The organism is Polyangium fumosum (assembly GCF_005144585.1).
Lineage (GTDB): Bacteria > Myxococcota_A > Polyangia > Polyangiales > Polyangiaceae > Polyangium > Polyangium fumosum.
On the sequence record NZ_SSMQ01000004.1, the window covers coordinates 40740 to 63994 of the forward strand.

Annotated in this window: 17 protein-coding genes; 7 read left to right on the forward strand and 10 right to left on the reverse strand. The window is 70.1% G+C overall.

The annotated features are described in order from the left end of the window. Window positions 1-29 precede the first annotated feature (29 nt). Both E8A74_RS05315 and E8A74_RS05320 read right to left on the reverse strand, forming a co-directional pair. Window positions 30-1127 carry a matrixin family metalloprotease gene (locus tag E8A74_RS05315; protein WP_136928004.1) on the reverse strand — a complete coding sequence of 366 codons (1098 nt, stop codon included), beginning with the start codon at window positions 1125-1127 and terminating at the stop codon, window positions 30-32. Window position 1128: 1 nt separating this feature from the next. Further along, window positions 1129-1677, reverse strand: coding sequence for a hypothetical protein (locus E8A74_RS05320; protein ID WP_136927828.1), 549 nt, complete (start codon window positions 1675-1677; stop codon window positions 1129-1131). Between the two features lie 239 nt (window positions 1678-1916). Between E8A74_RS05320 and E8A74_RS51930 the strand changes: the two genes are divergently transcribed. Together E8A74_RS51930 and E8A74_RS05330 are read left to right on the forward strand one after the other, a co-directional pair. Beyond that, a complete protein-coding gene (locus E8A74_RS51930; RefSeq protein ID WP_170228869.1) occupies window positions 1917-2684 on the forward strand; it encodes a hypothetical protein in 768 nt (255 codons plus the stop codon). A gap of 240 nt (window positions 2685-2924) precedes the next feature. After that, window positions 2925-3782: a hypothetical protein gene (locus tag E8A74_RS05330; RefSeq protein ID WP_136972204.1), complete on the forward strand. Its 858-nt coding sequence runs from the start codon at window positions 2925-2927 to the stop codon at window positions 3780-3782. A 149-nt stretch (window positions 3783-3931) separates the two neighbouring features. On the opposite strand, the gene E8A74_RS05335 is transcribed toward E8A74_RS05330, so the two are convergent. Both E8A74_RS05335 and uvrA read right to left on the reverse strand, forming a co-directional pair. Then, a complete protein-coding gene (locus E8A74_RS05335) occupies window positions 3932-5539 on the reverse strand; it encodes a hypothetical protein (protein WP_136927830.1) in 1608 nt (535 codons plus the stop codon). Window positions 5540-5542: 3 nt separating this feature from the next. After that, on the reverse strand, window positions 5543-10927 hold the full coding sequence (uvrA, locus tag E8A74_RS05340) for an excinuclease ABC subunit UvrA (RefSeq protein ID WP_136927831.1): 5385 nt from the start codon (window positions 10925-10927) through the stop codon (window positions 5543-5545). A 213-nt stretch (window positions 10928-11140) separates the two neighbouring features. On the opposite strand from uvrA, the gene smpB reads away from it, so the two are divergent. From smpB to E8A74_RS05355, 3 genes are all read left to right on the forward strand, one after another. Next, the gene (gene smpB, locus E8A74_RS05345) at window positions 11141-11617 is read left to right on the forward strand and encodes an SsrA-binding protein SmpB (RefSeq protein WP_136927832.1); all 477 of its coding nucleotides are present in this window, start codon (window positions 11141-11143) and stop codon (window positions 11615-11617) included. An 11-nt stretch (window positions 11618-11628) separates the two neighbouring features. Continuing rightward, window positions 11629-11907, forward strand: coding sequence for a hypothetical protein (locus tag E8A74_RS05350; RefSeq protein ID WP_232379385.1), 279 nt, complete (start codon window positions 11629-11631; stop codon window positions 11905-11907). Window positions 11908-12125: 218 nt separating this feature from the next. Continuing rightward, a complete protein-coding gene (locus tag E8A74_RS05355) occupies window positions 12126-13649 on the forward strand; it encodes a DUF362 domain-containing protein (RefSeq protein ID WP_136927834.1) in 1524 nt (507 codons plus the stop codon). On the opposite strand, the gene E8A74_RS05360 is transcribed toward E8A74_RS05355, so the two are convergent. From E8A74_RS05360 to E8A74_RS05375, 4 genes are read right to left on the reverse strand one after another with little or no spacing between them, the layout of a single operon-like run. Continuing rightward, window positions 13627-14172, reverse strand: coding sequence for a hypothetical protein (locus E8A74_RS05360; protein WP_136927835.1), 546 nt, complete (start codon window positions 14170-14172; stop codon window positions 13627-13629). The two genes, E8A74_RS05355 and E8A74_RS05360, sit on opposite strands and share 23 nt — an antisense overlap. After that, window positions 14169-14873, reverse strand: a complete 705-nt coding sequence (locus E8A74_RS05365) for a hypothetical protein (RefSeq protein ID WP_136927836.1) — start codon at window positions 14871-14873, stop codon at window positions 14169-14171. Before E8A74_RS05365 ends, E8A74_RS05360 begins: the two co-directional genes overlap by 4 nt. Window positions 14874-14899: 26 nt before the next feature. Next, window positions 14900-16093 carry an ATP-binding cassette domain-containing protein gene (locus E8A74_RS05370; RefSeq protein WP_136927837.1) on the reverse strand — a complete coding sequence of 398 codons (1194 nt, stop codon included), beginning with the start codon at window positions 16091-16093 and terminating at the stop codon, window positions 14900-14902. After that, window positions 16090-16743 (reverse strand): hypothetical protein, encoded by a 654-nt coding sequence (locus E8A74_RS05375; protein WP_136927838.1) that lies wholly within the window; start codon window positions 16741-16743, stop codon window positions 16090-16092. The genes E8A74_RS05370 and E8A74_RS05375 overlap by 4 nt, the downstream gene beginning before the upstream one ends. Window positions 16744-16966: 223 nt before the next feature. Between E8A74_RS05375 and E8A74_RS05380 the strand changes: the two genes are divergently transcribed. Then, window positions 16967-19411 (forward strand): hypothetical protein, encoded by a 2445-nt coding sequence (locus E8A74_RS05380; RefSeq protein WP_136927839.1) that lies wholly within the window; start codon window positions 16967-16969, stop codon window positions 19409-19411. Window positions 19412-19414: 3 nt separating this feature from the next. Here E8A74_RS05380 and E8A74_RS05385 read toward each other — a convergent pair whose 3' ends face one another. Together E8A74_RS05385 and E8A74_RS05390 are read right to left on the reverse strand one after the other, a co-directional pair. After that, entirely contained in the window at window positions 19415-20599 is a 1185-nt protein-coding gene (locus tag E8A74_RS05385) for a formylglycine-generating enzyme family protein (RefSeq protein ID WP_136927840.1), read from the reverse strand. Then, window positions 20596-22086: a sigma-54-dependent transcriptional regulator gene (locus tag E8A74_RS05390; protein WP_136927841.1), complete on the reverse strand. Its 1491-nt coding sequence runs from the start codon at window positions 22084-22086 to the stop codon at window positions 20596-20598. Before E8A74_RS05390 ends, E8A74_RS05385 begins: the two co-directional genes overlap by 4 nt. Before the next feature lie 182 nt (window positions 22087-22268). Between E8A74_RS05390 and E8A74_RS05395 the strand changes: the two genes are divergently transcribed. Next, window positions 22269-23240 carry a tetratricopeptide repeat protein gene (locus tag E8A74_RS05395; protein ID WP_136927842.1) on the forward strand — a complete coding sequence of 324 codons (972 nt, stop codon included), beginning with the start codon at window positions 22269-22271 and terminating at the stop codon, window positions 23238-23240. Window positions 23241-23255: the final 15 nt, after the last annotated feature.

The window sequence follows — 23255 nt, forward strand, 5'->3', positions numbered from 1 at the left end:
TTGGAATTGGTGGCGTTCGGGGAGGGGGCTCAGCGCCGGCGGCGCCGGCGGGTGATCGCGGCGAGGCCAAGGCCGAGGGCGGCGAGGGCGCCGACCTTGCCGTGCTTGGCCTCGACGGAGCAGCCGCAGCCGCCGGGGTCCTCGATCCGGGGCCCCTCGGGCTCCTCTTCGCCCCAGCCGCCGCCTGCGCCCGCGCCGCCGGGGCATTTGATGGGGCACGATTTCGAGCAGAGGTTGCAGAGGCAACCCGCATACGCCTCGTAGGCCTCGACGCCGTCCGGAAATTGCATCTTGCAGGCGTCGAGGCAGGCCTTGTAGTCGGCGGGGGTTTTGGCGACGGGACAGGACAGCTCGCAGTTGTAGATGCCGATGCACTGGCCATTGCAGCCCGTGGCGAGCGCCTTGCATTCGGTCTTCGCGGCGTTCACGCTGCACGCATTGCAGCTCGGGATGCCGGAGCCGGGGGGATAAAGTGTACAGACGCCGTCGATGTCGTCCTGCTCGATGCTGGCAATGGCATTGCCGCCATCGTAGAAGGGTTCCATCGTCGAGCCCGTGACGTCGGTATGGCCGAGGCCGAGGAAATGGCCTTGCTCGTGCGTGGCAATGGAGAGCGTATCGACGGGGCTACCGCCCATGCAATTGCCGTTCGGGTTCGTGGCGGAGTCGTACCAGCAGAATCCGACGTTGTTGAAGACGATGTCCGCGTCGGAGATGATCAAATTGCCGTCGCCGTCGGACGACCATACCGGCAGCGTGACGCCGATGACCGAGTCCACCGGTCCGAGCTCCAGCGGCCACGTGGCCGGCCGATTGATCCACATCAGGACGTTCTTGTTGTCGTTCGAATTCCACGTCCCGTCCGGCAGATCGCCGAGGAGCTGCGTCGCGAAATCGGTGCACTCGGGGGCCGCCCAGGAGCCGAACCCGTCGACGAGCCGCTGCTGCGCGGTCGCGGCAATCTCTGTCGGGAACGTGGACGCATTGACGTAGAACTTGACCGGCAAGATCCCCCATACCGGATACGGCGGGCCTTCGAGGCCCGTCCAGGCGCGCGCCTCGGTCGGCGCGGAGAGGATCCCGGCCGCAAATGCGGCGAGGAGGGCGGCCTTTCGGAGGGTCTTCATGTCACTTTCCTCCGGCGAGGCGGACCACGTCCGTCATGAGAGATTCGACCGCCTCGGGCTGCTCCACGTGGCCCGAGGGTTCGAGCTTCTTGCCGGCGTAACGGACGAGCTCGACGCCGTCGAGCTCGCGACGCGCCATTCCTTTGGCATCCACGTGGTACACGGAGAGCGCGAGCGCCGTGAAATACATTTTTCCTTTGTCGTCGCGACGCAGAAAGACCACCGCGTCCTCCCCCGCCTTGAGCGCGGCGTCACCGAGGACCTTCTGCGTCTTGCCCCGGTGTGTCCCGCCGAACTGCTGGACGACGACACGCCCCTCGGCTTTCCCCTTGAGGAGCTGCACCACGTCGAGCTCGGTGCGGGTCACGAGGCCCCGGCCATCCTCGGATTCGTCCGTGACCGCCTTCCTCACACGCACCCGGACCACGAGGTCCGAACGGTTGACGAGCTCTTCGCGCGAAAGGAAGAGCATGGTCGTCGCGTCCGCCACGGCGCTGACGCCGAGCAAGACGATGGCCGCGAGCGCGGCCAAATACTTTCTGAAGCTCATGAAGTGCCTCCTCGATCCGGGCCGCTTCGGCCTTTCGTTCCACCATGCCAAGCGTCGCTCGGCGTGTAAAGCGACCCCCACGCGCAGGGCCGTCCGTGTTCAGCGACGACCCAAATTTGATTTCCGACTGGAAAGCCAGCGCGCCCGGCGCGTCTCCGTCACGACGAAAATGGGTGGCGTTTCGAGCACCGCAGGCTACCTCCGGCGTGTACCTTTCGGGCCTCTCTGAGGAGTCATCCATGAAACGTGCTTCGTTGCGATCGTTCTGCCTCGCCTCCCTCTTCGTCGTGGGCACCACGATCGCCGCCTGCGGAACGGACACCACGGGACTGTTTGCCTCCGGCGGCCAAGGGGCCGGCGCCTCGGGCGGCGCAGGCGGGCAAGGCGGCGCGGGCAACGGCGGCGCGGGTCAAGGTGGCGCAGGCAACGGAGGCGCGGGGCAAGGTGGCGCAGGCAACGGAGGCTCGGGTCAAGGCGGCGCAGGCAACGGCGGCGCGGGGCAAGGTGGCGCAGGCAACGGCCCATCGAGTTCGTCGAGCAGCACGCAAAGCTCATCGTCCGGGCCGATGCCCCCGGTCGTCATGGTCGCATGTGGCGACGTGGCCTGTCCCGTGAGCGGCCAGAGCGCATGCTGCTGGGACGACAGCAACTACAACGACCCGCCCCAGGGCGAGTGCGTGAGCGGCCCGGACGACAACGACAACTGCGCCACGGAGTTCGGCGGCAACGGCCAACCTGGCTTCGAGTCGCGCATCGAATGCCAGCTCCCCGAGCACTGCCCCGCCGGCACGGTCTGCTGCGGCGACCTCACGCAGACGCAAGGCGGCAACTGGTATCCGCTCCTCCGTTGTGCCGCCACCTGTACGTACCCCCAGCAGCGCGTCCTCTGCGACCCGCAAGCCCCCGACACGGACTGCCCCGTCATCCAGACCGGACAGGGCCCGGTGCAGATGACCTGCCAGCCGAGCACGATCCTCCCGGACGGCTACAACATCTGCCGTCCCTGAGCCCGCCCGTGTGGACCCCCAGCGCGTGTCGAGTATGGAAACATCGCACATCCCCCAACGTGCACATCCATGCACGTGGCCCGGGGTGCGTTCGCGGGGGGGACCGCGAACTCGTGTTCACGGGACAAACCCGCGGCCCTCGCGCCGTGCGACGAACGGGGATATCCTAGGACCCGGAAGCGCCCGCTGGACCACGGAGCCAAGCGACCGCCTCCCTCTCGAGGAGCCCAGGAACCAGCCATGCAGAGTGGAAAGAGTCTGCGCTTGATGCCCGACCCGGCAGGCATCTCCGGCGATCCCGCGGCGGTGATCCCCCTGCTGGAGGAGATCGAAGCGCTGCCCGAGAGCGCCACCGGCGCGCTCGTCTTCGGCCCCCCGACGCAAGGCACGGTGCTCGTCGAGAACGGTCGAATCTGCTGGGCCGCGGCGTCCGGCATGGAACGTCGCCTCGCAGAGCTGCTCCGGGCCTACGCGGACGAACCCCCGGAGTCGAAGCGGATCGAGGACGTCTACAAGCGCTGCAAGCGCGACCAGATCCCAGTCGTCAAAGCCCTCGTCGACAGCGGGCTCGTATCCCTCGACGGCCTCAAAGAGGTGATCCGGCAGCACACGTCGGAGGCGCTGATCGCCCTCACACGCGAGCCGCTGCGGGAAGCGCCGAACTGGGCACCGCACAAGCACCAAGGATACGACGCGAAGTTCACGTTCGATCCATGCGAGCTCATCGTGAGCGTGGGCGGCGTCTTCCACCCGGATCTCGCAGGGCGCGCGCGCCTCGACTTCGACGGGCTCCTGCGCTCGGGCGTGTACGCCGTGTCGTTCGCGCGCGCGCCGCAATCGAACACGCCGGTACCGATCTACCGCTCCCCGGGCGCATACTTCACGCTCCGCCAGGTGATGTCGCTCGGCCGGTGGGCGTTCTCCGCGCTCGACGTCTGCAACGCCTACAGCGCACGGGCGAGGATCGCAGCCACCCTCGTCGAGCCAGGCGAGTACCTCGTGGCCTGGCAGTCGCGCGGCGTCGTGAGCGTGGCGCAGTGCGAAGACTCGATGAGCTTCGCGTTCATCGTGGGCAAACGCGCACGCGCAACTTCCTGACGCGCAGCTTCTCGACGAATAGCGCCGGGGTTTCACCCCGGACCCGACGAGGGGTTGTCCACCCCTCGACCCGGACCAGGGCACGGCCCTGGACCGCAGGTGCATCGACCGCGATGCGGTCGATGCAAGGGTGCGTCGGCAACCCCCTCTCAGGGTGAAGGTTCCAGTTCCAATTCGAGCTCGGGTGGAACGGGCTGCGGTGGCAACGGAACCGAGACGCGCACGCCGTCATGCACCGGGACGACGACCGGCAAGGCCGCTCGCTGGGAAGGTGCGTCGCGCTCGGCGACGGTGCGCGCAGCGACGACGCGTTGCGGCGACAGCGAGTCGTTGAAGAGACAAACGTCGAGGGCCGCGGACGTCGGCTTGATGTCACACGCGACGACCGGACGCGCGGCACGCGTAATCCGCGCGAGGACGCTCTCCTCATCGGAGCTCGACGGGCCCAGCGAGGCGAGCACGTCGAGGGCGCGCGGATCCCGATGGTACGCGAGCATCTTCGCCGCATGGATGCGCACCACACGCTGGCGCGCGCGCGAGAGTTCGAAGAACGCATCCGGGGACGCAGGCTCGCGGCCCGCTTCGAGGAGGCCAAGGCGCGGCGGATCGATGCGCATCTCGGTGCCCGGCGCCTTGAGGTGCCACTTGATCGCGCGGCCCGGGGCGAGCGGCCTTCCCCAGTAGAGCCCACGATCGGTGGCGCCCACACGGCGGTTCTGATCATCGCGGCGAGCAAACGTGACGAGAACGCTGACGTCACGCAGTTGCTTCCCCCCATTGTTCACGACCGAAAGATCGAAGTCGTACCCACGTCGCTCTGAAGGAACCACGCGGCCGGAGCCATCTTCAGGTCGCGACGCGAGCAAGACTTCGAGCACCGGGAGCCCCTCGTTCCACAAAGGAGACGCGGCACGCGCGCACACACAACGAGGGAGGCGTTGTTCGCCGGAAGATGCGTCCACGGGAGAAGGCGCGGGAAACGCGGAGCCGAGGCCTGGAACGAGGAGCGGCACGTGCGGCGCGACGGCCGCGGGCTCGGGGGGTTTGCCGTAACGCTGGAAGAACGAGATGCCGAGCACGGAGAGCGCGGCCACGAGCGCGACGAGGAGCGGCGCGCGCGCCCACGCAGGGAGCGACGCCTCGGGGACGGGCGGCGCGGGCGGCGGGGCGAAGGGTGCGGTCGCGACAGGGACGAACCCGAGGCGCTGGCAAAGCGCGACCTCGAACGTCTCCGCGAGGCGATCGGAGCCGGGCCCGCCCCAGGTGGCGAACCGAAGGAGCTCCCGCAAAAGGAACCAACATCCCGCCGCAACGACGACCCCCACCGCGAGCCGACCAAGCCAGCCCGTCACGAGCGGAGCAGGAGAAGCGAGCGCTGCGAGCAGGCCGAGCGGTCCGGGCAGCATCACGACGGCGAGCGCCGCGCGCCTCCGCGCCTCGTACGCGCGGGCGAGGGCCTCGCGTGGATCGTACGTGAAGCGCGCGAGCGTGAAGCGCGTGTAAGGCGCGGCGATCGAGGGATCGAGCGCGAGGCAGAGCGCGCGGCCACGCCGCACGAGGCCACGGATCGCCGTGTACGGCACGCGCATCTCCACGGCCTCCGCGACGCTGCCCGGCACGAAGCCGCTACGAAAGCCGGCCGCGCGCACGAGCTCGATCTCGAGGACGTCGGGCAAGAGCGTCAAGCGGACGGCGCCCACCGCGTTCGCACCTTCGGCCGCGAGGGCGAGGGCTCCAACGGTGAACGTACCTGCCATGCGTCAAGCCTCCGCCGCAAGGGCCATGTCCGACGCGGGCCTCTCGAAGAGCGCGCGGAGGACACGCCCCGTCGCGGTCGCGCGTCGCGCAACGACCTCGGGAGATCCTTCGGCCACGACACGACCGCCGCCCTTGCCGCCTTCGGGTCCGAGCTCGATCACGTGATCGGCGGCCGCGATCACGGCGGGGTGATGCTCGATGATCAGGAGCGAGTGCCCGCGCTGCACGAGGCGATCGAGGACGGCCACGAGGCGCGCGACGTCGGAGAGGTGCAGACCCGTGGTGGGCTCGTCGAGCACGTAGAGCGTGGGCTTGGCGCGCGTGCCGCTGCAAAGCTCGTCTGCCAGCTTGAGGCGTTGCGCTTCGCCGCCCGAGAGCGTGTGCGAGCCCTGGCCGAGCCGCAGATACCCCACGCCGAGATCACACATCGTGGCGAGCGGCTCGCGGATCTTCGGGTGCGCCGCGAAGAGCTCGGCCGCCTCCTCGGCCGTACGGAGCAGGACATCGCCGATCGACATGCCGAGGTAACGTACGTCGAGCGTGGCCGGCTCGAAACGTGTTCCGCCGCAAGCCTCGCAGGTCGTCACGACGTCGGGCAAGAAAGACATCTCGTGCGAGATGACCCCCTGCCCTTCGCACACCTCGCAACGACCGCCCTTCGCCGTGTTGAACGAGAACCGCGCGGGATCGTAGCCGCGCATCTTCGCGTCGGGCGTCGCGGCGAAGAGCTTGCGGACCTCGTCCCATACGCCGAGGAAGGTGGCGGGGATGGAGCGCGGCGTGCGGCCGATGGGAGATTGATCCACGGCGACGGCGCGCGCGAGCGAGGGCGGCAGGTGGAGCGCATCGTGCGGACCGGGATCGGGCCCCGCGAGGCCGAGGGCGCGCCGCACCGCCGGGTAGAGCACGTGCCGAACGAGCGTGCTCTTGCCGGATCCGGAGACACCGGCGACGACGGTCATGCGTCCGAGCGGAACACGCAGCGCGTCCACGCGGAGGTTGTGCGCGCGCGCGCCCTCGATCTCCAGGAACGCGTCGGCAGGGCCGAGCCGCACGCGGGCCGAGGCGAGCGCGCGCTCGCCGGAGAGCGCCTTCGCAGTGGGCGAGTTTGCCGTGCGTAACACCTCCGACGGCGTTCCTTGGGCCACGATGCGACCGCCGCCGCGACCCCCCGTGGGACCGAGATCGATGAGGTAATCGGCAGCGCGGATGGTGTCCGCGTCGTGCTCGACCATGAGCACGGTGCTGCCCATCCCGGCGAGCTTGCGCAGGTTGTCGAGCAGCCGATGCGTGTCGCGCGGGTGCAGGCCGATCGTGGGTTCGTCGAGCACGTAGAGCGCGCCTGTGAGCCCGCTGCCGAGCTGCGCTGCGAGCCGGAGCCGCTGCATCTCGCCGCCGGAGAGCGTGGCGGCGCGGCGATCGAGCGCGAGGTAGCCGAGCCCGACCTCCTCGACGAACGCGAGCCGCCGCGCGAGCTCGCGGTGCGGCGCCTCTGCGATGAGCGCGCGCTCTCCGTCGAAGCGGAGCGTCTTCGCCCAGCGCACGGCCTCGGACACCGAGCGCGCAGTCGCCTCGTGGTACCGGTCCCCCGCGAGGCGCACCGAGCGCGGGACGGGCGCGAGCCGCGAGCCGCCGCATGCCGTGCACGGCTCGTTCGAGGCATCCGTGGGATCGGCGTCCTCGCTCCCACCGAGCACGCCCGTCCCCTCGCAGGCCTCGCAGCGGCCTTGCTTGGTGTTGAACGAGAACCAGCGCGGATCGAGCTCGGGGACGCCCGCGCCGCAGCGAGGGCAGGTGCGCGTGGTGGAGAGCAGCTCTTCCTGGCCACGCGTATTGACGAGCTTGAGCGAGCCCTTGCCGAAGGTGAGCGCGCGGTCGAACGTGGCGCGATCAAGCGCGTCGAGCTTGCCCTCGTGCATCACGAGATCGATCGAGTGCTCGCGCCGTTTGTCGAGGCGCGGCGGATCATCGGTGCTCGCCCGCGCGCCGTCGACGATCGCGTCCGTGATGCCCGCGCGCGCCGCCGCCGTGAAGACGTCGAGGTACGTGCCCTTGCGCGCGACGACCGCGGGCGCGAGCAACGTGCGCGCGCCCCGCGTGGCGAGCAGCGCGCGGTACACCTCGTCGGGCGCGCGAGCGGTGATGGGGACGTCGCACGTCGGGCAGTGCGGCTCGCCCACCTTGGCGAAGAGGAGCCGCAGGTAGTGGGCGATCTCCGTGACGGTCGCGACCGTCGAGTTCGATCCCGAGCGCGTCGTGCGCTGTTCGAGCGCGATCGCAGGCGGCACGCCCGTCACGCGATCGACATCGGGGCGCGGCATCGACGGGAGGAACTGGCGCGCATACGGCGTGAGCGTCTCCAGGAAGCGCCGCTGCCCCTCGGCGAACACGACGTCGAACGCGAGCGTGCTCTTGCCCGATCCGCTCGGCCCCGTGACGACGACGATCTGGCCGTGCGGGATCGACGTGCAGACCTCGGCGAGGTTGTGCTCGCGCGCGTGGACGATCTCGATCGCCGACGGCGCGGGCGGATAGGCCGGTGTTGCGCGGCGCGACGCGTCTCCGTTTGCCTTGCCCTTTCGCCGCGACGACGAGGGCGGCGACGAGGGTCTCGCGAGGTGCGCTGCGAGCGCGTGTCCCGTGCGCGTGTTCGTGCGCGCGACCTCCTCGGCTGTCCCCTCGGCGACGATCTGCCCGCCGTCGCTGCCCGCACCGGGCCCGAGATCCACGACCCAGTCGGCGGCCGCGATCACGTCGAGATCGTGATCAACGACGATGACGCTCCCGCCGCCGCGCACGAGATCCCGCAGGGCCTGGTTGAGCAGCAGCACCTCCTCCGCGTGCAGGCCCGCGCTCGGCTCGTCGAGCAGAAAAAGCGCGCCCGCCGTCCGTTCGCCGAGGGCGCGCGCGAGCTTGAGCCGCTGCGCCTCACCGCCGGAGAGCGTCGAGAGGGGCTGGCCCAGCGTGAGGTACCCGAGACCAAGGCGCGCGAGCGGCCCGAGCGCGCGCACGATCGCAGGCTCGCGCGCGAAGACCTCGAGCGCCTCGTCGATCGACAACGCGAGCACGTCGGCCACGGAGCGCCCGTCGAGCTTGACCTGGAGCACCTCGTCACGAAATCGTTTTCCCTGACAAACGGGGCACGTCAACGAAACGTCGGCGAGGAACTGCATCTCGATCGTCTCGGCGCCCTCTCCCGCGCACGACTCGCAGCGCCCGAGCGCCACGTTGAACGAGAAGTGCCCCGCCGTGAGCTGCCGCGCCGCGGCCTCGGGCTCCGCGGCGAACTTCTGGCGGATGCGGTTCCACGCGCCCGTGTACGTCGCGGGGTTGCCGCGGGAGGTACGCCCGAGCGGCGCTTGATCGACGAGCGTGACGACCTTGATCCCGCTCGTGCCTTCGATCTTCTTGTGCGCGCCCGCGGGCTCGATGTCCTTGTAGCCGCGTGCCCGCGCGAGGGCGCGGTAGAGCACGTCCTCCACGAGCGTGCTCTTGCCCGAGCCGCTCGCGCCCGTCACGCACACGACCTGCCCGAGCGGCATGCGCACGCTGACGTCCTTCAAATTGTTCGCGCGCGCGTCCACGATGGAGATCGATCCGCGTGGCGCAGTCCGCTCGTCCGCCGAAGCGACGCTCGCCGCGCCGCGCGCGAGGGCGCGCCCCGTCGGCAGATCGCCGCGCCGCGCGAGTTCCGCCGGCGCGCCGTCGAACACCACGCGCCCGCCTTGTTTGCCCGCGCCGGGCCCGAGCTCGACCACGCGATCCGAGGCCCGGATCACGAGCGGCTCGTGCTCGATGACGACCACCACGTTGCCGCGCGCCGCGAGCTCGCGCATCGCCTCGATGAGCGGCGGCACGTCGCTCGGATGCAGCCCCACCGTCGGCTCGTCGAGCACGAAGAGCGCGCCCGTCAGCGACGTCCCGAGCGCGCCCGTCAGCGTCACGCGTTGCGCCTCGCCGCCCGAGAGCGTCCGTGCTTGTCGATCGAGCGTCAGGTACCCGAGTCCCACGCGCTCCAGGTACGAGAGCCGCTGCGCGAGCTCCTTCCGCGCGATCTCGCCCTGCCCCGTCGTCGCCTTCAACCGATCCAGGAGCGCGCGCGCCTCGCGCAATTCGAGCCCGTGCCAGCTCGCGAGATCGAGCCCGCCCACGCGGTAGAGCAAGGACTCGGGCGACAAGCGCTTGCCGTCGCACGTCGCGCACGGATCGTAGGAGCGGTACCGCGCGAGCAACACGCGGATGTGCATCTTGTACGTGCGCGTCTCCAGCCACTTGAACCACGCGCGCACGCCCGGGTACTTGCCGCCGTGGAAGCTGCCCTCGCCGTCGAGCACCTGCGCGCGCTGCGCCTCCGTGAACTCCTTCCACGGCACGTCGAGCGGGATGCCCTTCTTCTCGCAGAACTTCCGCAGGACCTTCCGCTCCCACGACGTGCTCGACCCCGTCCACGGCCGGATCGCGCCGCCTTCGAGGGTCTTCTCCTCGTCGGGGATGACCTTGCCCCAGTCGACGCCGATCGTCCGGCCAAACCCCCGGCATCCCGGGCACGCGCCGATCGGCGACTGGTACGAGAACAGGCCCGGCCGCGCGGCGTCGAAGCTCCGCGCGCATGACGGGCAGGCGAGCCCACGCGGCACGAGCACACGCCGCCCGGTCCCACTCGTGCCCGACGCGCCCACGTACAAGGCCACGCCGCCCTCGGCCCGCTGCCACGCCTCCTCGATGGCCGAGCCGAGGCGCCGCGCGTCGCGCGCCCCGATCTTCACGCGATCGACGATCACCTCGACCCCACCGCCTGCGCCGAGCGCGTCGCTCGGGCCGACCTCGTCGATGTCGCGCACCTCGCCGCGCACGAGCAGACGCCGATAGCCCGCTTCGAGCAGCGTCTCGCGCACGTCGAGCAGCTCCTCGGTGCCGGCCACGGGCACACGGTACGTCACGAGCGCGGTCGCGCCGTCGTGGCTCTCGACGGCCTTCGACGCGGCCGTCACCGCGTCGACGCGTGTCGCCGGGATCTGGCACGTCGGGCACACGGGCGTCGCCTCGCGGGCGAACACGGCCGACAGGTACGGCTCGAGGTCGGCCATCGTGGCCACCGTGGAGCGCGAGCTCTTCACGGGGGCGCGGCGATCGACCGCCACGCCCGCGGCGACCGGATCGAGCTCGTCGATGGGCGGCCGTTCGAGCCGCTCCAGGAACTGCCGCGCGTAGGGGCTGAAGCTCTCGACGAAACGCCGTTGCCCCTCCGAGTAGAGCGTATCGAGCGCGAGGGAGGATTTTCCGGCGCCGGACACGCCCGTGAAGCAAACGAGCTGCCCGGGCACGAGCTCGAGGTCGATCCCCTGGAGGTTGTGGGTACGCGCGCCGCGGATGCGGATGGGTTGCATGGCTTCGCTCTCTGCGGTGAGGGGTAATGCGGAGACGACTCGGACCGAGGCGCGGGCGTACTAGCACGGCGCGCGAGTTTGTCGCGGAACGGATGCTCGTCGACCTATGGACGCAGGACGCACGGCGCGCTAGCCCTAACCGTGCGCCTGCCTGGAGAGCGGCTCTTCGGGCGGCGCTCGGCCGTAGCGACAGCGATCAAGGGTGTCAACGACGTGAGCGGGAAAGAAGCGAGCGACGAGAAGCTCATCGTGCGAAACCGGAGGGCCGGCTTCGAGTACGAGCTCGGCGAGCGCTTCGAAGCCGGGTTGGTGCTCATCGGCAGCGAGGTCAAGATGCTGCGCGACGGCAAGGCGGACCTCTCCGACGCGTGGTGCACGATCACGAACGGCGAGGCGTTCCTGCACGGCATGTTGATCCCGGAGATGCCGGGCGCCGCGTTCGGGCACGTCGCGAAACGGACGCGCAAGCTCCTCTTGCACGACACGGAGATCGATCAGATCCGCAAGGCCGTGGAGCGCGAGGGCATGACGGTCGCCGCCACACGGCTCTACTTCAAGAAGGGCCGCGCGAAGGTCGAGCTCGCGCTGGCGAAGGGCAAGAAGCAGGCGGACAAACGCGAGACGGTCAAGCAACGCGAGGCCGAACGGGAAGCCCGCGCCGCGATGGGCCGAGGCCGCCGAGGGGAGTGAACATGCCGCACATGAAGCTCCAGAGAGGTGGCTCGGCCGATCTCGTGGCCCTCGACGGCGATCGGGTGAGCCTTCGATCGACCGAAGCCTTCGCGCCCGGAGCGCCGCTCGCCGGCCACCTGGAGACGACCTCGCTCGTGCGCGTGAAGGTGCATCGCAGCCGAAAGCAGGGCGACGCCTTCCTGGTCGAAGGCCGCCTCGTCGACGCGACACGACGCCTTCGCGAAGAACTCTCCGCCCTGCTCGTTTCGTCGGCCGGCGGGAGCTCAGGCGACGCAGGTTCGCCGTAAACGTCGCCGCCCCCTCCTGGATCCACGCCGTCGCCATGCGCCTCGGGTCGGGGTTTTTCGCGCCCACCACGCGGATGTATTCCAGACCCATGAACAAATGTAAAGCCACTTGACGCCCGAACGTGAACGGCGCCGAAATGTCTGGCGTTTTTCGGGCCTTGTGCCCCTCGGCTGCCGGCATTGCCCGAGCCGACGGGCCCCCCTAGGCTGGGGAAGACATGAAAATCGCGTCGCGCCCCCGGGTCATCATTCGCCGTTGCCCCACCTACGACGCCGAGCAGATCCGCCGGATCGTTCGGGAGGGGCTCGAGGAGCTCGATCTCCGGCCGCACGGCCGCACGCTGGTCAAGCCGAACTGCGTGGCGTCGGGCCCGTCGTTCCCGCACGCGTACACGCGGCCTGAGTTCTTGGAGGGCGTGCTGCGCGCCTTGCAAGACCGGAGCGACGGCCGCGTCCGCGAGCTCGCCCTGGGCGAGCGTTGCGGCATCACCCTCCCCACGCGCACGACGTTCGAGGGCGCGGAGTACTACCCGATGCTCAAGCGCACAGGCGTGAAGCACTACCACTTCGAGGAGGAGCCGCAGGTCGAGATCCGGCTCACCCACAAGGAGCGGCTGCGCGACTACGTCTTCACGCCCGAGCCCGTCGCGAAGGCCGACTTCTTCGTCAACTGCCCCAAGTTCAAGAGCCACCCCTGGACCACCGTGACGTTCTCCATGAAGAACTACATCGGCATCCAGGACGATCGGCACCGCCTCATCGACCACGACCACCGACTCGACGAGAAGATCGCGGACCTGCAGTACATCGTTCAGCCGCAGTTCATCGCGATCGACGCGATCGTGGCCGGCGAAGGCCGGATGCTCACGCCCATCCCGCGCAAGCTCGGGCTCGTCATCATGGGCAACTCGCAGGCCGCGTTCGACGCGCTCTGCTGCAACATCATCGGCGTCGATCCGTACACGGTCGACCACCTCCGCCTCGCCTCCGAGCGTGGCTTCGGCTCGCTTGATCTCAGCTCGTTGGACATCAGCGGCGACGTGACGCTCGAAGAAGCGCAGGCGATGGCCAAGGGCTTCAAGGTGGGCCTCGTGCGCGTCGAGAAGTACTTCGAGGGCTCGCACATCACGGCGTACGCCGGCCCGCCGCCGGAGCCGGAGCGCACGGACTACTGCTGGGGCGGCTGTCCGGGCGCGCTCGAGGAGGCCATCGAGATCCTTCGGCTCTACGACGAGCAGTGCGACGAGAAGATGCCGCGCATGCACATCGTCTTCGGGGCCTACGAAGGGAAGATCGACGCGAAGCCGGGCGAGCGTGTCGTGTTCATCGGCGACTGCGCGACGTGGTCCGGGGACCTCCACGGCCGCCTCGTGCGCGTCGAGAGCCTCTACAAAGACCGCGCGGAGAAGGACCCGTACCACGCCAAGCACGACGACATCTTCGCGAAGATGGTGCACGTGATGCGCAAGTTCGCGACCACCGATCCGACCGAACCGCTGCGCCTCGAAGGCTGCCCCGTCAGCGTGGCCGAGCAGGTGCTCACGCTCGTCGAGCTCGGCAAGACGAAGAACCCGTACCTCTCGCCCTCGGAGGCCGTGCGCTTCAGCAAGGGCTACCTCGGCTGGCAAGGCAAGGCGCTCATGAAGCGCATCTCGGGCAAGCCCTACCAGATCCACGGCCCCTGCGAGCGCGGGCAAGCTGCGCCCGAGGTCTCTCCGCCTACGCTTCCGGACGCAGAATAACGTCGAACAACACCTCGACGTCGTCGCGAACACGGAACGCGCCGAGCGGCCCCTTCACCTCGCGAAGGCCGAGCCGCTTCATCGACAGCTCCGCGCGCCCCGAGACACGCGTGCGTTCCGCTTCCTCCGTCACGCGGAGCGAGACCGGCAGCGAGATCCGACCGCTCGAAACCTCGACCGTGACGTCCGCGCGCTCCCGTGACGTGCCCGTCGCGCGGACGCGCACCTCCTTCGTCCCCGGGAACACCTCGTCGCGGATCTTCCGCTCGATGTCCGATCGATCCGAGGTCGAGAGCGCCGACGTGTCGACGCGCTCACCATGAAGTGTCCCCACGACCTGCAGCGCGGCGACCGGCACGACGAGCTCCGCGGAAAACCCCTCGCCTTCGAGCGTCGCGCGGCCGCTGAGCGCGGAGGCCGCGAGTTCGAGATCGTGCGCCAAGCGCGCCAGCATCCCGCTGGCGCGGGTGTGAACGAGAAGCTTGGAGGACGAACGATCGACGATCAGCACGGATGCACTCACTCGCGACACCTCAGCGCGGCGGCCACGGGGAGCAGCGTCGCCATGAGCAGGAGAGCCACGGAGCTCTGCGGTTGGGACAGCCCGAGCGGGCCCTCACCGCCGAGCAAGCCGCGTCCATGCGCGCGCGGCAGGAGCGCCGCAAAGAGGCCCGCGCCGCTGCCGAAGAGGAAGTCGAGGACGAGCGCCCCGAGGCGACCCCGGCCCCGTTCGAGGAACGTCGCGCCAAACGCGAACCAGCCGGCATAGGCCGCGCCGACGAGGCCGCCGATCCAGCCGCTCGTGAAGGCATCCCGCGCGAACGGCGGCGCCGCGGCCGACTGCGCGGACACAACCGCGACGACGGCGAGCAGCGCGCCGCTCACGGCCGAAGCGAGCACGAGCGAAACACCGATCCCGAGCGCGACGTCGCGACGCGAAGCGCCGTACCGCGCGAGGGGCCAGGCGGCGTCACGCAGCTTCACGCGATCACACGCGCGCGCGGCGAGCGCGAAGCAGAAGAGCGGGACGACGAGGCGAAACGTCGCGGCGAGGGAACGATCGACCGCGCCTGCGGTGGTCACGCGGCGCTCGATGATCCCGCCGGCGAACGCGAGCGCGAGCGCGAGGATCGTGGTGAGCACGACGCCACGCCCCGCGAGCCTGCGCGCGCCCATCGCAACCCCGAGCGAAACGCCCCCGAAGGCGCCTGCGCCACGAGGCAACGTGGCCTCTGGTCGATGCTGCGACGTCATGTGCCTCCCCGTGGCTCGCCTGGCTCTCCCGGCGCCTCGTCGTGCGTGACGGCAGGCGCCTCCGCGGCCGGCGCCTCGTTCGGCACGGCCGAAGGCGCTGGCGGCGCGACGGGCGCGAGCGCACCTGGCACCCGCGCGCTCCTCGCCGCCGGAAGCACGACCGGTGGCCTCGGCGCGAGCCCCGCGGCGCGGCGGAACGTGAGCAACGCCTCGGCCGCGGCGCGCACCTGGACGATGCCGGGCGACGCCGGCGCGATGGCTTCGATGACGACGCCGGCCTCGACCGCTGCGTCCGTGAGCGCGAGCGCGCAAGCGTCGAGGTCGGCCCCGGACAAACGCAGCTCCGCGGCGCGTGGATACGGCCCCGCAGCCTCGCTCCACGCGACCGCCCGCACCTCCGCGCGATCGGCGAGCAAACGAGCGAGCATGCGCACCGGCGCTCGTTCGCCCGCTTCGTCCGCGGGACGCACCCACGCGATAAGCGCGGGCTCGCCGCCGGGCATGGGCTCCGCGGCATCGGCCTCTCCGAGCACGAGCCCTTTGTGCAGCACGAGGACACGATCCCCGAGCGCACGCGCATCCGCGGGTGAGGACGTCGTCACGACGACACACGCGCCGCCGAGCGCGAGCTCGCGGATCCGCTCGCGCACGAGGCCGAGCAGATTGAGCGCGACGTCGGAGAGCGGCTCGTGCAGCACAACGAGCAGCGGCGACGGCGTGGAGAGCGCGAGCGCGAGCTCCACTGCGCGCGCCTCGGCGAACGAGAGCGATCGCGGCTCCCGGCGCGCGAGATGACCGAGGCCGAAGGGATCAAGCACGTCGCCGACGCGTGTCGTCGCCTCGCCACGCGCCTTCCGCGAGAGCGCGACGGACGCCTCGACCGTGCGCGCATCCGGCAGCGCGGGCTCCGCGGCGAGCGCGCCGATCCGGGCCCGCAGCAAAGGCGAACGCGCCGGGGCCTGTCCTTCGACCAGGACACGTCCCTGTAAGGGCGCGCGTGCTCCCGAGATCACCTCGGAGAGCGCGAGCGTCCCATCCTCGGGTGCACCCACGACCGCAAACACCCCCGCGCCGAGCGCGAGGCTCACGCCGGTCAAGCTCCCGCGTGAAGCGCCGCGCGGCGCCGCGGCGTCACGCGCATGGACGGCTTCGAGCACGAGCCGTGGCGGCGACGGACGCGGCATCGTCATGTGCCGGCTCCGCCGCCGGCGTCGACGAGAAGCGAGAGGAGCGCGGAGAGCGCGCCCGGGATCGAGTACGAGCCGCGCCCCGCGAGCTCCGCGAGCATCCACGGCACGATCACGATCGCCGCGAGCAGGACCCTGCCACGGCGCCCGCCCATACGCGCGGCAAACGTGGCGATCGTCCCGAGCGTGGCCCCAGCGATCACCGAGAACACGGACAGCCCGAGCGCGAACACGATCCTGCGCATCGCCATCGCGCCAGAGCTCGACAGCGCGACCGTCACGAGCGCGAGCCCGACGAGCGGCAGGCCGATCGCCCTCGTGATCTGCACCATCGACGCGAACCACCGCACCACGTGGAGGCTCTGCGCGTGCACGCCGTGTGTCGCCGCGAGCGCCTCGATCCCGGCCTCGCGATCCTCGGCGGTCCGATCGCTCGCTGCCGCGAGCGTCGTCGGAGCCGCGGCGAGCAGCGTGATCGACGCGGCCCCGAGGCCGACGAGCCCTTCGAGCGGCGCGCGCGTTCCTTCTGTCGCGCGGAGCACGATCGCGAGGACCGCGAACGACGCGCCGAGCAACACGCCGCAGGCGAACCCGATCCGTGAGAGCGTCGTGCGGCCGAGGCGCGCGCGGGACAACGCCACCGCGGCGAGCAAACGCCTCCTCCGACGCCCGCGAGGCGGCCCGGGAGAACGGCGCGCGGCAAGCGCACCGCTGAGGCTCGGGGGAGTCGATGTCGTCACGATGGTTACGAGGGTGAACGCGAGGATCCGCATCCCCGCTGCCCTTTCGCGCGGGCGGCGGCAAGGATATCCTGTGCGCAGTCCTGTGCTTGACCTGAAAATCCGCCGAGGGCGATGGGCTTCTGTTCTCGGGCTCTTGCTAGCGGGGGGTGCGCTCGGCGTCGCCTGCACGCCGGACTCCGCCATCGATCGGCCGACGACCGCCTCCAGCAGCGGCACGGGCGGCGCGGGCGGTGATGCTGGCGCGGGGGGGGATGCGGGCGCCTCCTCCAGCATGAGCTCGTCGAGCAGCCCGTCTTCGGCCTCGTCCAGCGGGAGCGGCGGCGCAGGCGGCGTCGGTGGCGCCGGCGGCCAGGGTGGCGCAGGTGCCGCAGGCGGCGCCGGTGGTTCCGGCGGCGTGGGCGGAAACCCCGTGAGCAACTGCCCGCCCGACGCGGACTTCGACGGCATCTCCGACGACGTCGAGGGCAAGGATCAAGGCGTCGACACGGACGGCGACGGCACGCCCGACTACCTCGACACGGACAGCGACAACGACTCACTCCCCGACGCGTTCGAAGGCCAGACGGCCACGGTCGGCTGCGCGCACCCGCAAAACTCCGACGGCACCGGGCCGCCCGACTTCCGCGACACGGACAGCGACGACAACGGCCTGCCCGACGCGCTCGAGGTCTACCCCGACCAGACGCCCTACGACCCGCAGAAGCCCGGGCCCAACCCCGCGGACACCGACGGCGACGGCATCCCCGACTACGCCGATCCCGACAACGACGACGACTCGTTGCCGGACACCGTCGAGCTCACGATGGGCGTCGCCGTCAACACGGACGGCGACGCGCTCCCCGATCTGTGTGACGCCGACAGCGACAACGACACGCTCGGCGACGCGTTCGAAGGGTTCGCCGATCCCGACGGCGACGGCGTGCCGGCGTTCCGCGACGCCGACAGCGACAACGACGGGCTCTCCGATTTCTGCGAGGCCGGACCGCTGCACATGGTCGCGGATCCGCCGCCCGACGCCGACAACGACGGCAAGTACGACTTCCTCGATCTCGACGCCGACGCCGACGGCATCCTCGACAAAGACGAAGACGTCAATCTCAACTGCTTCCTCGACACGCTCGAGACCGATCGCACGAAGGCCGACACGGACGGCGACGGCACCTCCGATCTCATCGAACGCGAGCTCGGCTCGAACCCGCGAGATCCCTTCGTCACGCCCGGCACGCTCGGCAAGTTCTACTTCGTGTTGCCCTACCTCGGCGCGCCCTCGCCGGCCGAGAACATCGTTCCGCTTCGTACGAACTTGAACCAGGGCGACGTCGCCTTCCTCGTCGACACGACCGCGACGATGAGCGGCGAGATCCAGAACCTCAAGAGCAACCTCAGCGCGATCATCACCAAGCTGAAGGCGTCGATCCCCGATCTCGCCGTCGGCATCGCTGGCTTCGACGACTTCCCGACGGGCACGTACGGCACCCCGGGCGTCGACCAACCGTTCTACGTCGCGGGCAGCACGGGTTATGTGAGCACCGTCCTCGCGGACAACCTCGCCGCCGTCCTCTCGCTCAACGTGCACGACGGCGGCGACAACCCCGAGTCGCACATCGCCGCGATGCAACGCGCACTCACGGACGCCTTCCTGCTGTGGCCCGGCGGTCAGCTCACGCCGGCGGGCGCGCCCGCCGGCCGTTATGGAACGCTTCGCTTCCGCGACGGCGCGCTGCCGATCCTCGTGCCGATCACCGACGCTCCGTTCCACAACGGCCGGCGCGCCCTCAACGCGGCCAGCCTCCACGACGCCTACGACTTCAACGGCCAGGCCCCCTTCCCCACGCCCACGGTCGACACGCTCATCACCGCGATGAAGCAGCGCGGCGCGCGGCTCATCGGCATCTCCTCGTCGAACGGCGTCCGCGCGGGCGGTGATCCGTACGAGGATCTCGCGTACATCGCCGATCAGACGAGCTCGCTCGTCCCGCCCTCCGCGTTCGGCGGCATGCAGTGCGGCACGGGCCCGAACGGCGCGTTCCTCGTCCCCGACGGGCCCGCGACCTCGGACAACCCCGGCGGCACCTGCCGCCTCATCTTCGACATCAGCACCGACGGCACCGGGCTCAACGACGTCACGCTCGACAACGGCATCAAGGCTCTCCTCAAGTCGATCCGCTTCGACATCCGCTCCCTCGCCACCGCGAGCCTCGCCGATCCCATCGACGCGGTGGACACGTTCGTCGCGCAGATCTCGGTCAACGCGTCGGGCGGCGAGGACGCAGCCGAGCCGGGCGTCCCGTGCTTCTCGCTGAACGCCGTCCAGCAGCTCAAGGACATCTGGTCGGGCGCGAAGGGCCTCGTCAAGGCGCAGGACGGCGTGAACGAGACCGCCCTCGCGATCGTTCCTGGTCAGAAGATCTGCTTCAAGATCGTGCCCACCCCGAACACGACGATCCCGCAAAACCAGACCGCGCAGATCTTCAAGGCCACGCTCACGATCAAGGCACAGAACGGCATCGCGCCCTCGGAGCTGCTGCTCGGCGCGCCCAAGGAGATCCTCTTCCTCGTCCCGCCCGCGCCGCAGTGACGCTCACCAGGTGGGCTCCTTCTTGCCCTTGCGCTTCTTCTTGCGCTCCTTGTTGCTGATCCCGATCTTCCCCCACTCGTACGACACGCGCCGGCGGAACGCGCCGTTGTCGTCGCCCCCGTAGACGAAGAGCTCGCGCGGCGTCTCCGTCTCGCCCACCGTCGGCTGCCAGAGCTCCGTCGGCACGAAGGCCATCGAGACCGGCGCGTCGAAGCGCATGCGCGCCACGACGACCCCGCATCGCGCGTGCCCTGCGGCCTTCGCGCAGCCGCCGCCGAGCACGAGCTCCTCGTTGCCGAGGGGATGCCACGTCCAGATCCGTTCGACCTCGAACGGATGATCGGCCTTCCGCTTCTTCACCACCTCGCGGATCTCCTCCGGCACGAGCGGCGCGAGCGCGCGCGCGAGCTCGGCCTTCGTGTCCGCGGGGTGGAATGTGAGCGCCGCGCCTCGGCTCACGTTGAGCACCACCTCGAAGCTGTTGGGCTCCCCCGCGCAGCAGCGGAAGCCCACGTCGGCGCGGCGCAGATCGGACCGTACGCCGCGGCCGTTCGCGCATCGGCCCACGAGCTCGCCCTGCGGCGCGTTTCCTCCGCGCGTGGTCCCGAGGTTCGTCTTGCTCCCGTCGCGCCGCCACTGGCTCGACGTCCACTGCCACACGCCGCCGTGCAGATCGTGGACGCCGAACGCGCTCTTGCACCCCGCGTTCACGCCGTTCGGCACGAGGTTCCGCATCGAGCCCGTCATGCACGTCGCCGGCTTGTACGTATCGCCGTACGGGTACGCCGCGTTCTGCGGCCCCTTGCACGCGCGCTCCCACTCGAGCTCCGTGCAGAGCCGCTTCTGCTGACCCTCGCAGAGCTCGGCCGCCTCGGCCTGCGACACGTTCGTCGTGGGGATCGCGCCGGGCTCGTTCGGGTACGGGAACAGATCGATGTAGAAGCCGCTCATCACGACTTGCTCGCCCGCCATCTCCTCGTCGGGGACACGCGGCAGCTTCTCGGGCGGCGTGCCCGCGATGAGCGATCCGGGCGGGATCCAGGCCATGCCCGGCCGCGGCTCGGGCTCTCGATCCGCCGTCACCCACGGCGGATCGGCCTCTTCCCCTGCGTCGGTCGGCTCGGGCGCGAGCCGCTTGCCTTCACAGCCGATCGCGAACAGGGCCGCGGCGACGAGGGCCCTCTTCACGTCGGCTCGTGCTCGCGCTCCCGGAGCCCGAGCTCCTTCATCTTGAGCTGCAGGCCCTTGCGCGAGATCTTGAGCAGCCGCGCCGCGTGCGTCACGTTGCCCTGCGTCTGCTTGAGCGCGTGCACGATCAAGTCTCGTTCGAGCTTGCTCATCGCGGCCTTGACCTGCTCCTTCAGGCCGTCGGCGATCGACGCCGACTCGCCTTGTTGCGGATCGGGCGACGACGGCGACGGCGGCCGCGCGCCTTCCGCGGAGGCGGGCGCGCTCGCGGCTACGGAGGACGACGGCCCCGCGTTCGATCGCACCTCCTCCGAGAGATCTTCGAGCCGGATGCGAGCGCCGTCCGCGAACAGCACCGCGCGCTCGATCACGTTCTCGAGCTCGCGGATGTTCCCAGGCCAGCCGTAGGACGCGAGCCGCTCGAGCGCGTCCGGCTCGACGCCCTCGATGCTCTTGCGCAGCCGCGCGTTGAACTTCGCGATGAAGTACGACACGAGCGGCGGGATGTCGGTCCGGCGCTCGCGCAGCGCGGGCAGCGCGATGGACACCACGTTGAGCCGGTAGAACAGATCCTCGCGGAACGACCCCGCGCCGATCTCGCGCTTCAGATCGCGGTTCGTCGCAGCCACGAGCCGCACGTCGACGCGGATCGTCTTGATGCCGCCCACGCGCTCGAACTCGCTCTCCTGGAGCACGCGCAGGAGCTTCACCTGCATCTCGTTCGGGATCTCGCCGATCTCATCGAGGAAGAGCGTCCCGCCCGAGGCGAGCTCGAAGCGCCCTGGCTTCGACGCGACCGCGCCCGTGAACGCGCCTCGCTCGTAGCCGAAGAGCTCCGACTCCATCAGGTCCTTCGGGATCGCGGCGCAGTTCACCTTGATGAAGGGCCGATCGCGCCGGCCCGAATTCTCGTGCAGCGCCCGCGCCACGAGCTCCTTGCCCGTCCCGCTCTCGCCCGTGATGAGCACCGTCGTGGGCGTGTCCGAGACACGCTCGATGATCGCGTAGAGGTCGTGGATCGGCTGGCTCTCGCCGATGATGCCGAAGCGCGCGGAGCCCTCGCGCGGGGACGCGGACACGGCGACGTCGCGCGACGCGTCGGCGCTCGCGAGGTCGCGCGTCCGCAGCGCCTTGCGCACCACGAGGCGCACCTCGTGCTGATCGAAGGGCTTCGTGATGTAGTCGAAGGCGCCGGTCTTCAGGGCCTCGACGGCGTTGTCGACCGTCCCGTGCGCCGTCAACATGACCACGGGGCGCGTCGGATCGTCCCGCATGGCGGCGCGGAGCAGATCCATCCCGTCCACCTTGGGCATCCGGAGATCGGTGATCACGAGGTCGATGTGGTGCTCTTTGAGGAAAGCGAGGGCTTCCTCGCCGTCCTCGGCGGTGTGCACCTCGTAGCCGTCCCGGCCGAGCTGCGCGCTGAGCACGCGGCGCAGGTTGGCCTCGTCGTCCACGACCAGGATCTGCTTCTTTTCAGGTAGCACGCGGCGAGGTTACCAGAGCCCGGGGCCCGGGGGGACCAGCGGCAGGGCCCCGGGATCGGACGGGCCGGGACCCGGACGTTGGCTGGGGGTCGGGGGGGGCCAGGACGGGGAAAGAAGCGGGATCGCCGGCATCTTGCTCACCGTGTGCGCGCTTTTTTTCGCGGACGGCAGCACATGCCATTATGCTCGGTACGAAGGACGAATACCGCATGTGGGGAACGCGCGCGCAGGGGGTATCTCTGGTCGGGCTTGTCGTCGGGGTGACCCTGGCGACGGGCATGGCCATGGCCGATGGCTCGCAGAACCCGTTCGCCGGCAAGTGCAACCGAACGGCGACGGATGAGGATGTCGAAGGCGCCAAGGGCGCCCACAAGGCCGCACGGCAGTTTTACGAGCGTGGTGAGTACGCTCGGGCGATCCAGTACTGGCGCGATGTCTTCAACCTCGACTGCAACGCGGTCGGCACGCTGCTGAACATCGCCAACGCATACGAGAAGCTCGGCGATCGGCAGAACGCGATCTTCGCGCTGGAGGCGTACCTCGAACGCGCGCCGGACGCGCCGGACGCGTCGAAGATCCAGACGCGCGTGAAGAACCTGAAGGACCTGCAACAGAGCCAGGTGCCGACGGCCTCCGCATCGGCGACGGTCTCTGCGCCGCCCACGAGCTCGGCAATCCGCCCCGAGCTCCCGCCGCCTCCCCCCGTCAAACCCTTCGGCATCGCGCCGTGGATCACGGTCGGCGTCGGCGGCGCGGCGCTCATCGCGGGCGCGATCCTCTTGCCGATCGGCCTCGGCAACGTGTCGGGCGTGCAGAAGGGCAAGGACAACGTCGGGGACCCGTCGGGGTGCTTCCGGGTGAGCGACCCCGCGACCGCGACGAACCCGCTCGCGCCGGGCCAGGTCCTGACCTCGGGCGGCCAGTGGTTCTGTTACGACAAGGCTTCGTACGACCAGGCCGTCCTCGGACAGACGCAGACCCTCGTCGGCAAGATCGCGCTCGGCGTCGGCGGCGCGGCCGTCGCGGGCGGCCTCGTGTGGGAGCTGCTCTTCAACAAGCCCGTGCCGCAGGACGAGCAGAAGTCGGGCCGCGTGCACGTCACGCCGAGCGTTGGTCCCGGCATGAGCGGCGTCCTCGTCCACGGTTCGTTCTAACGAACCGCTTGGCCC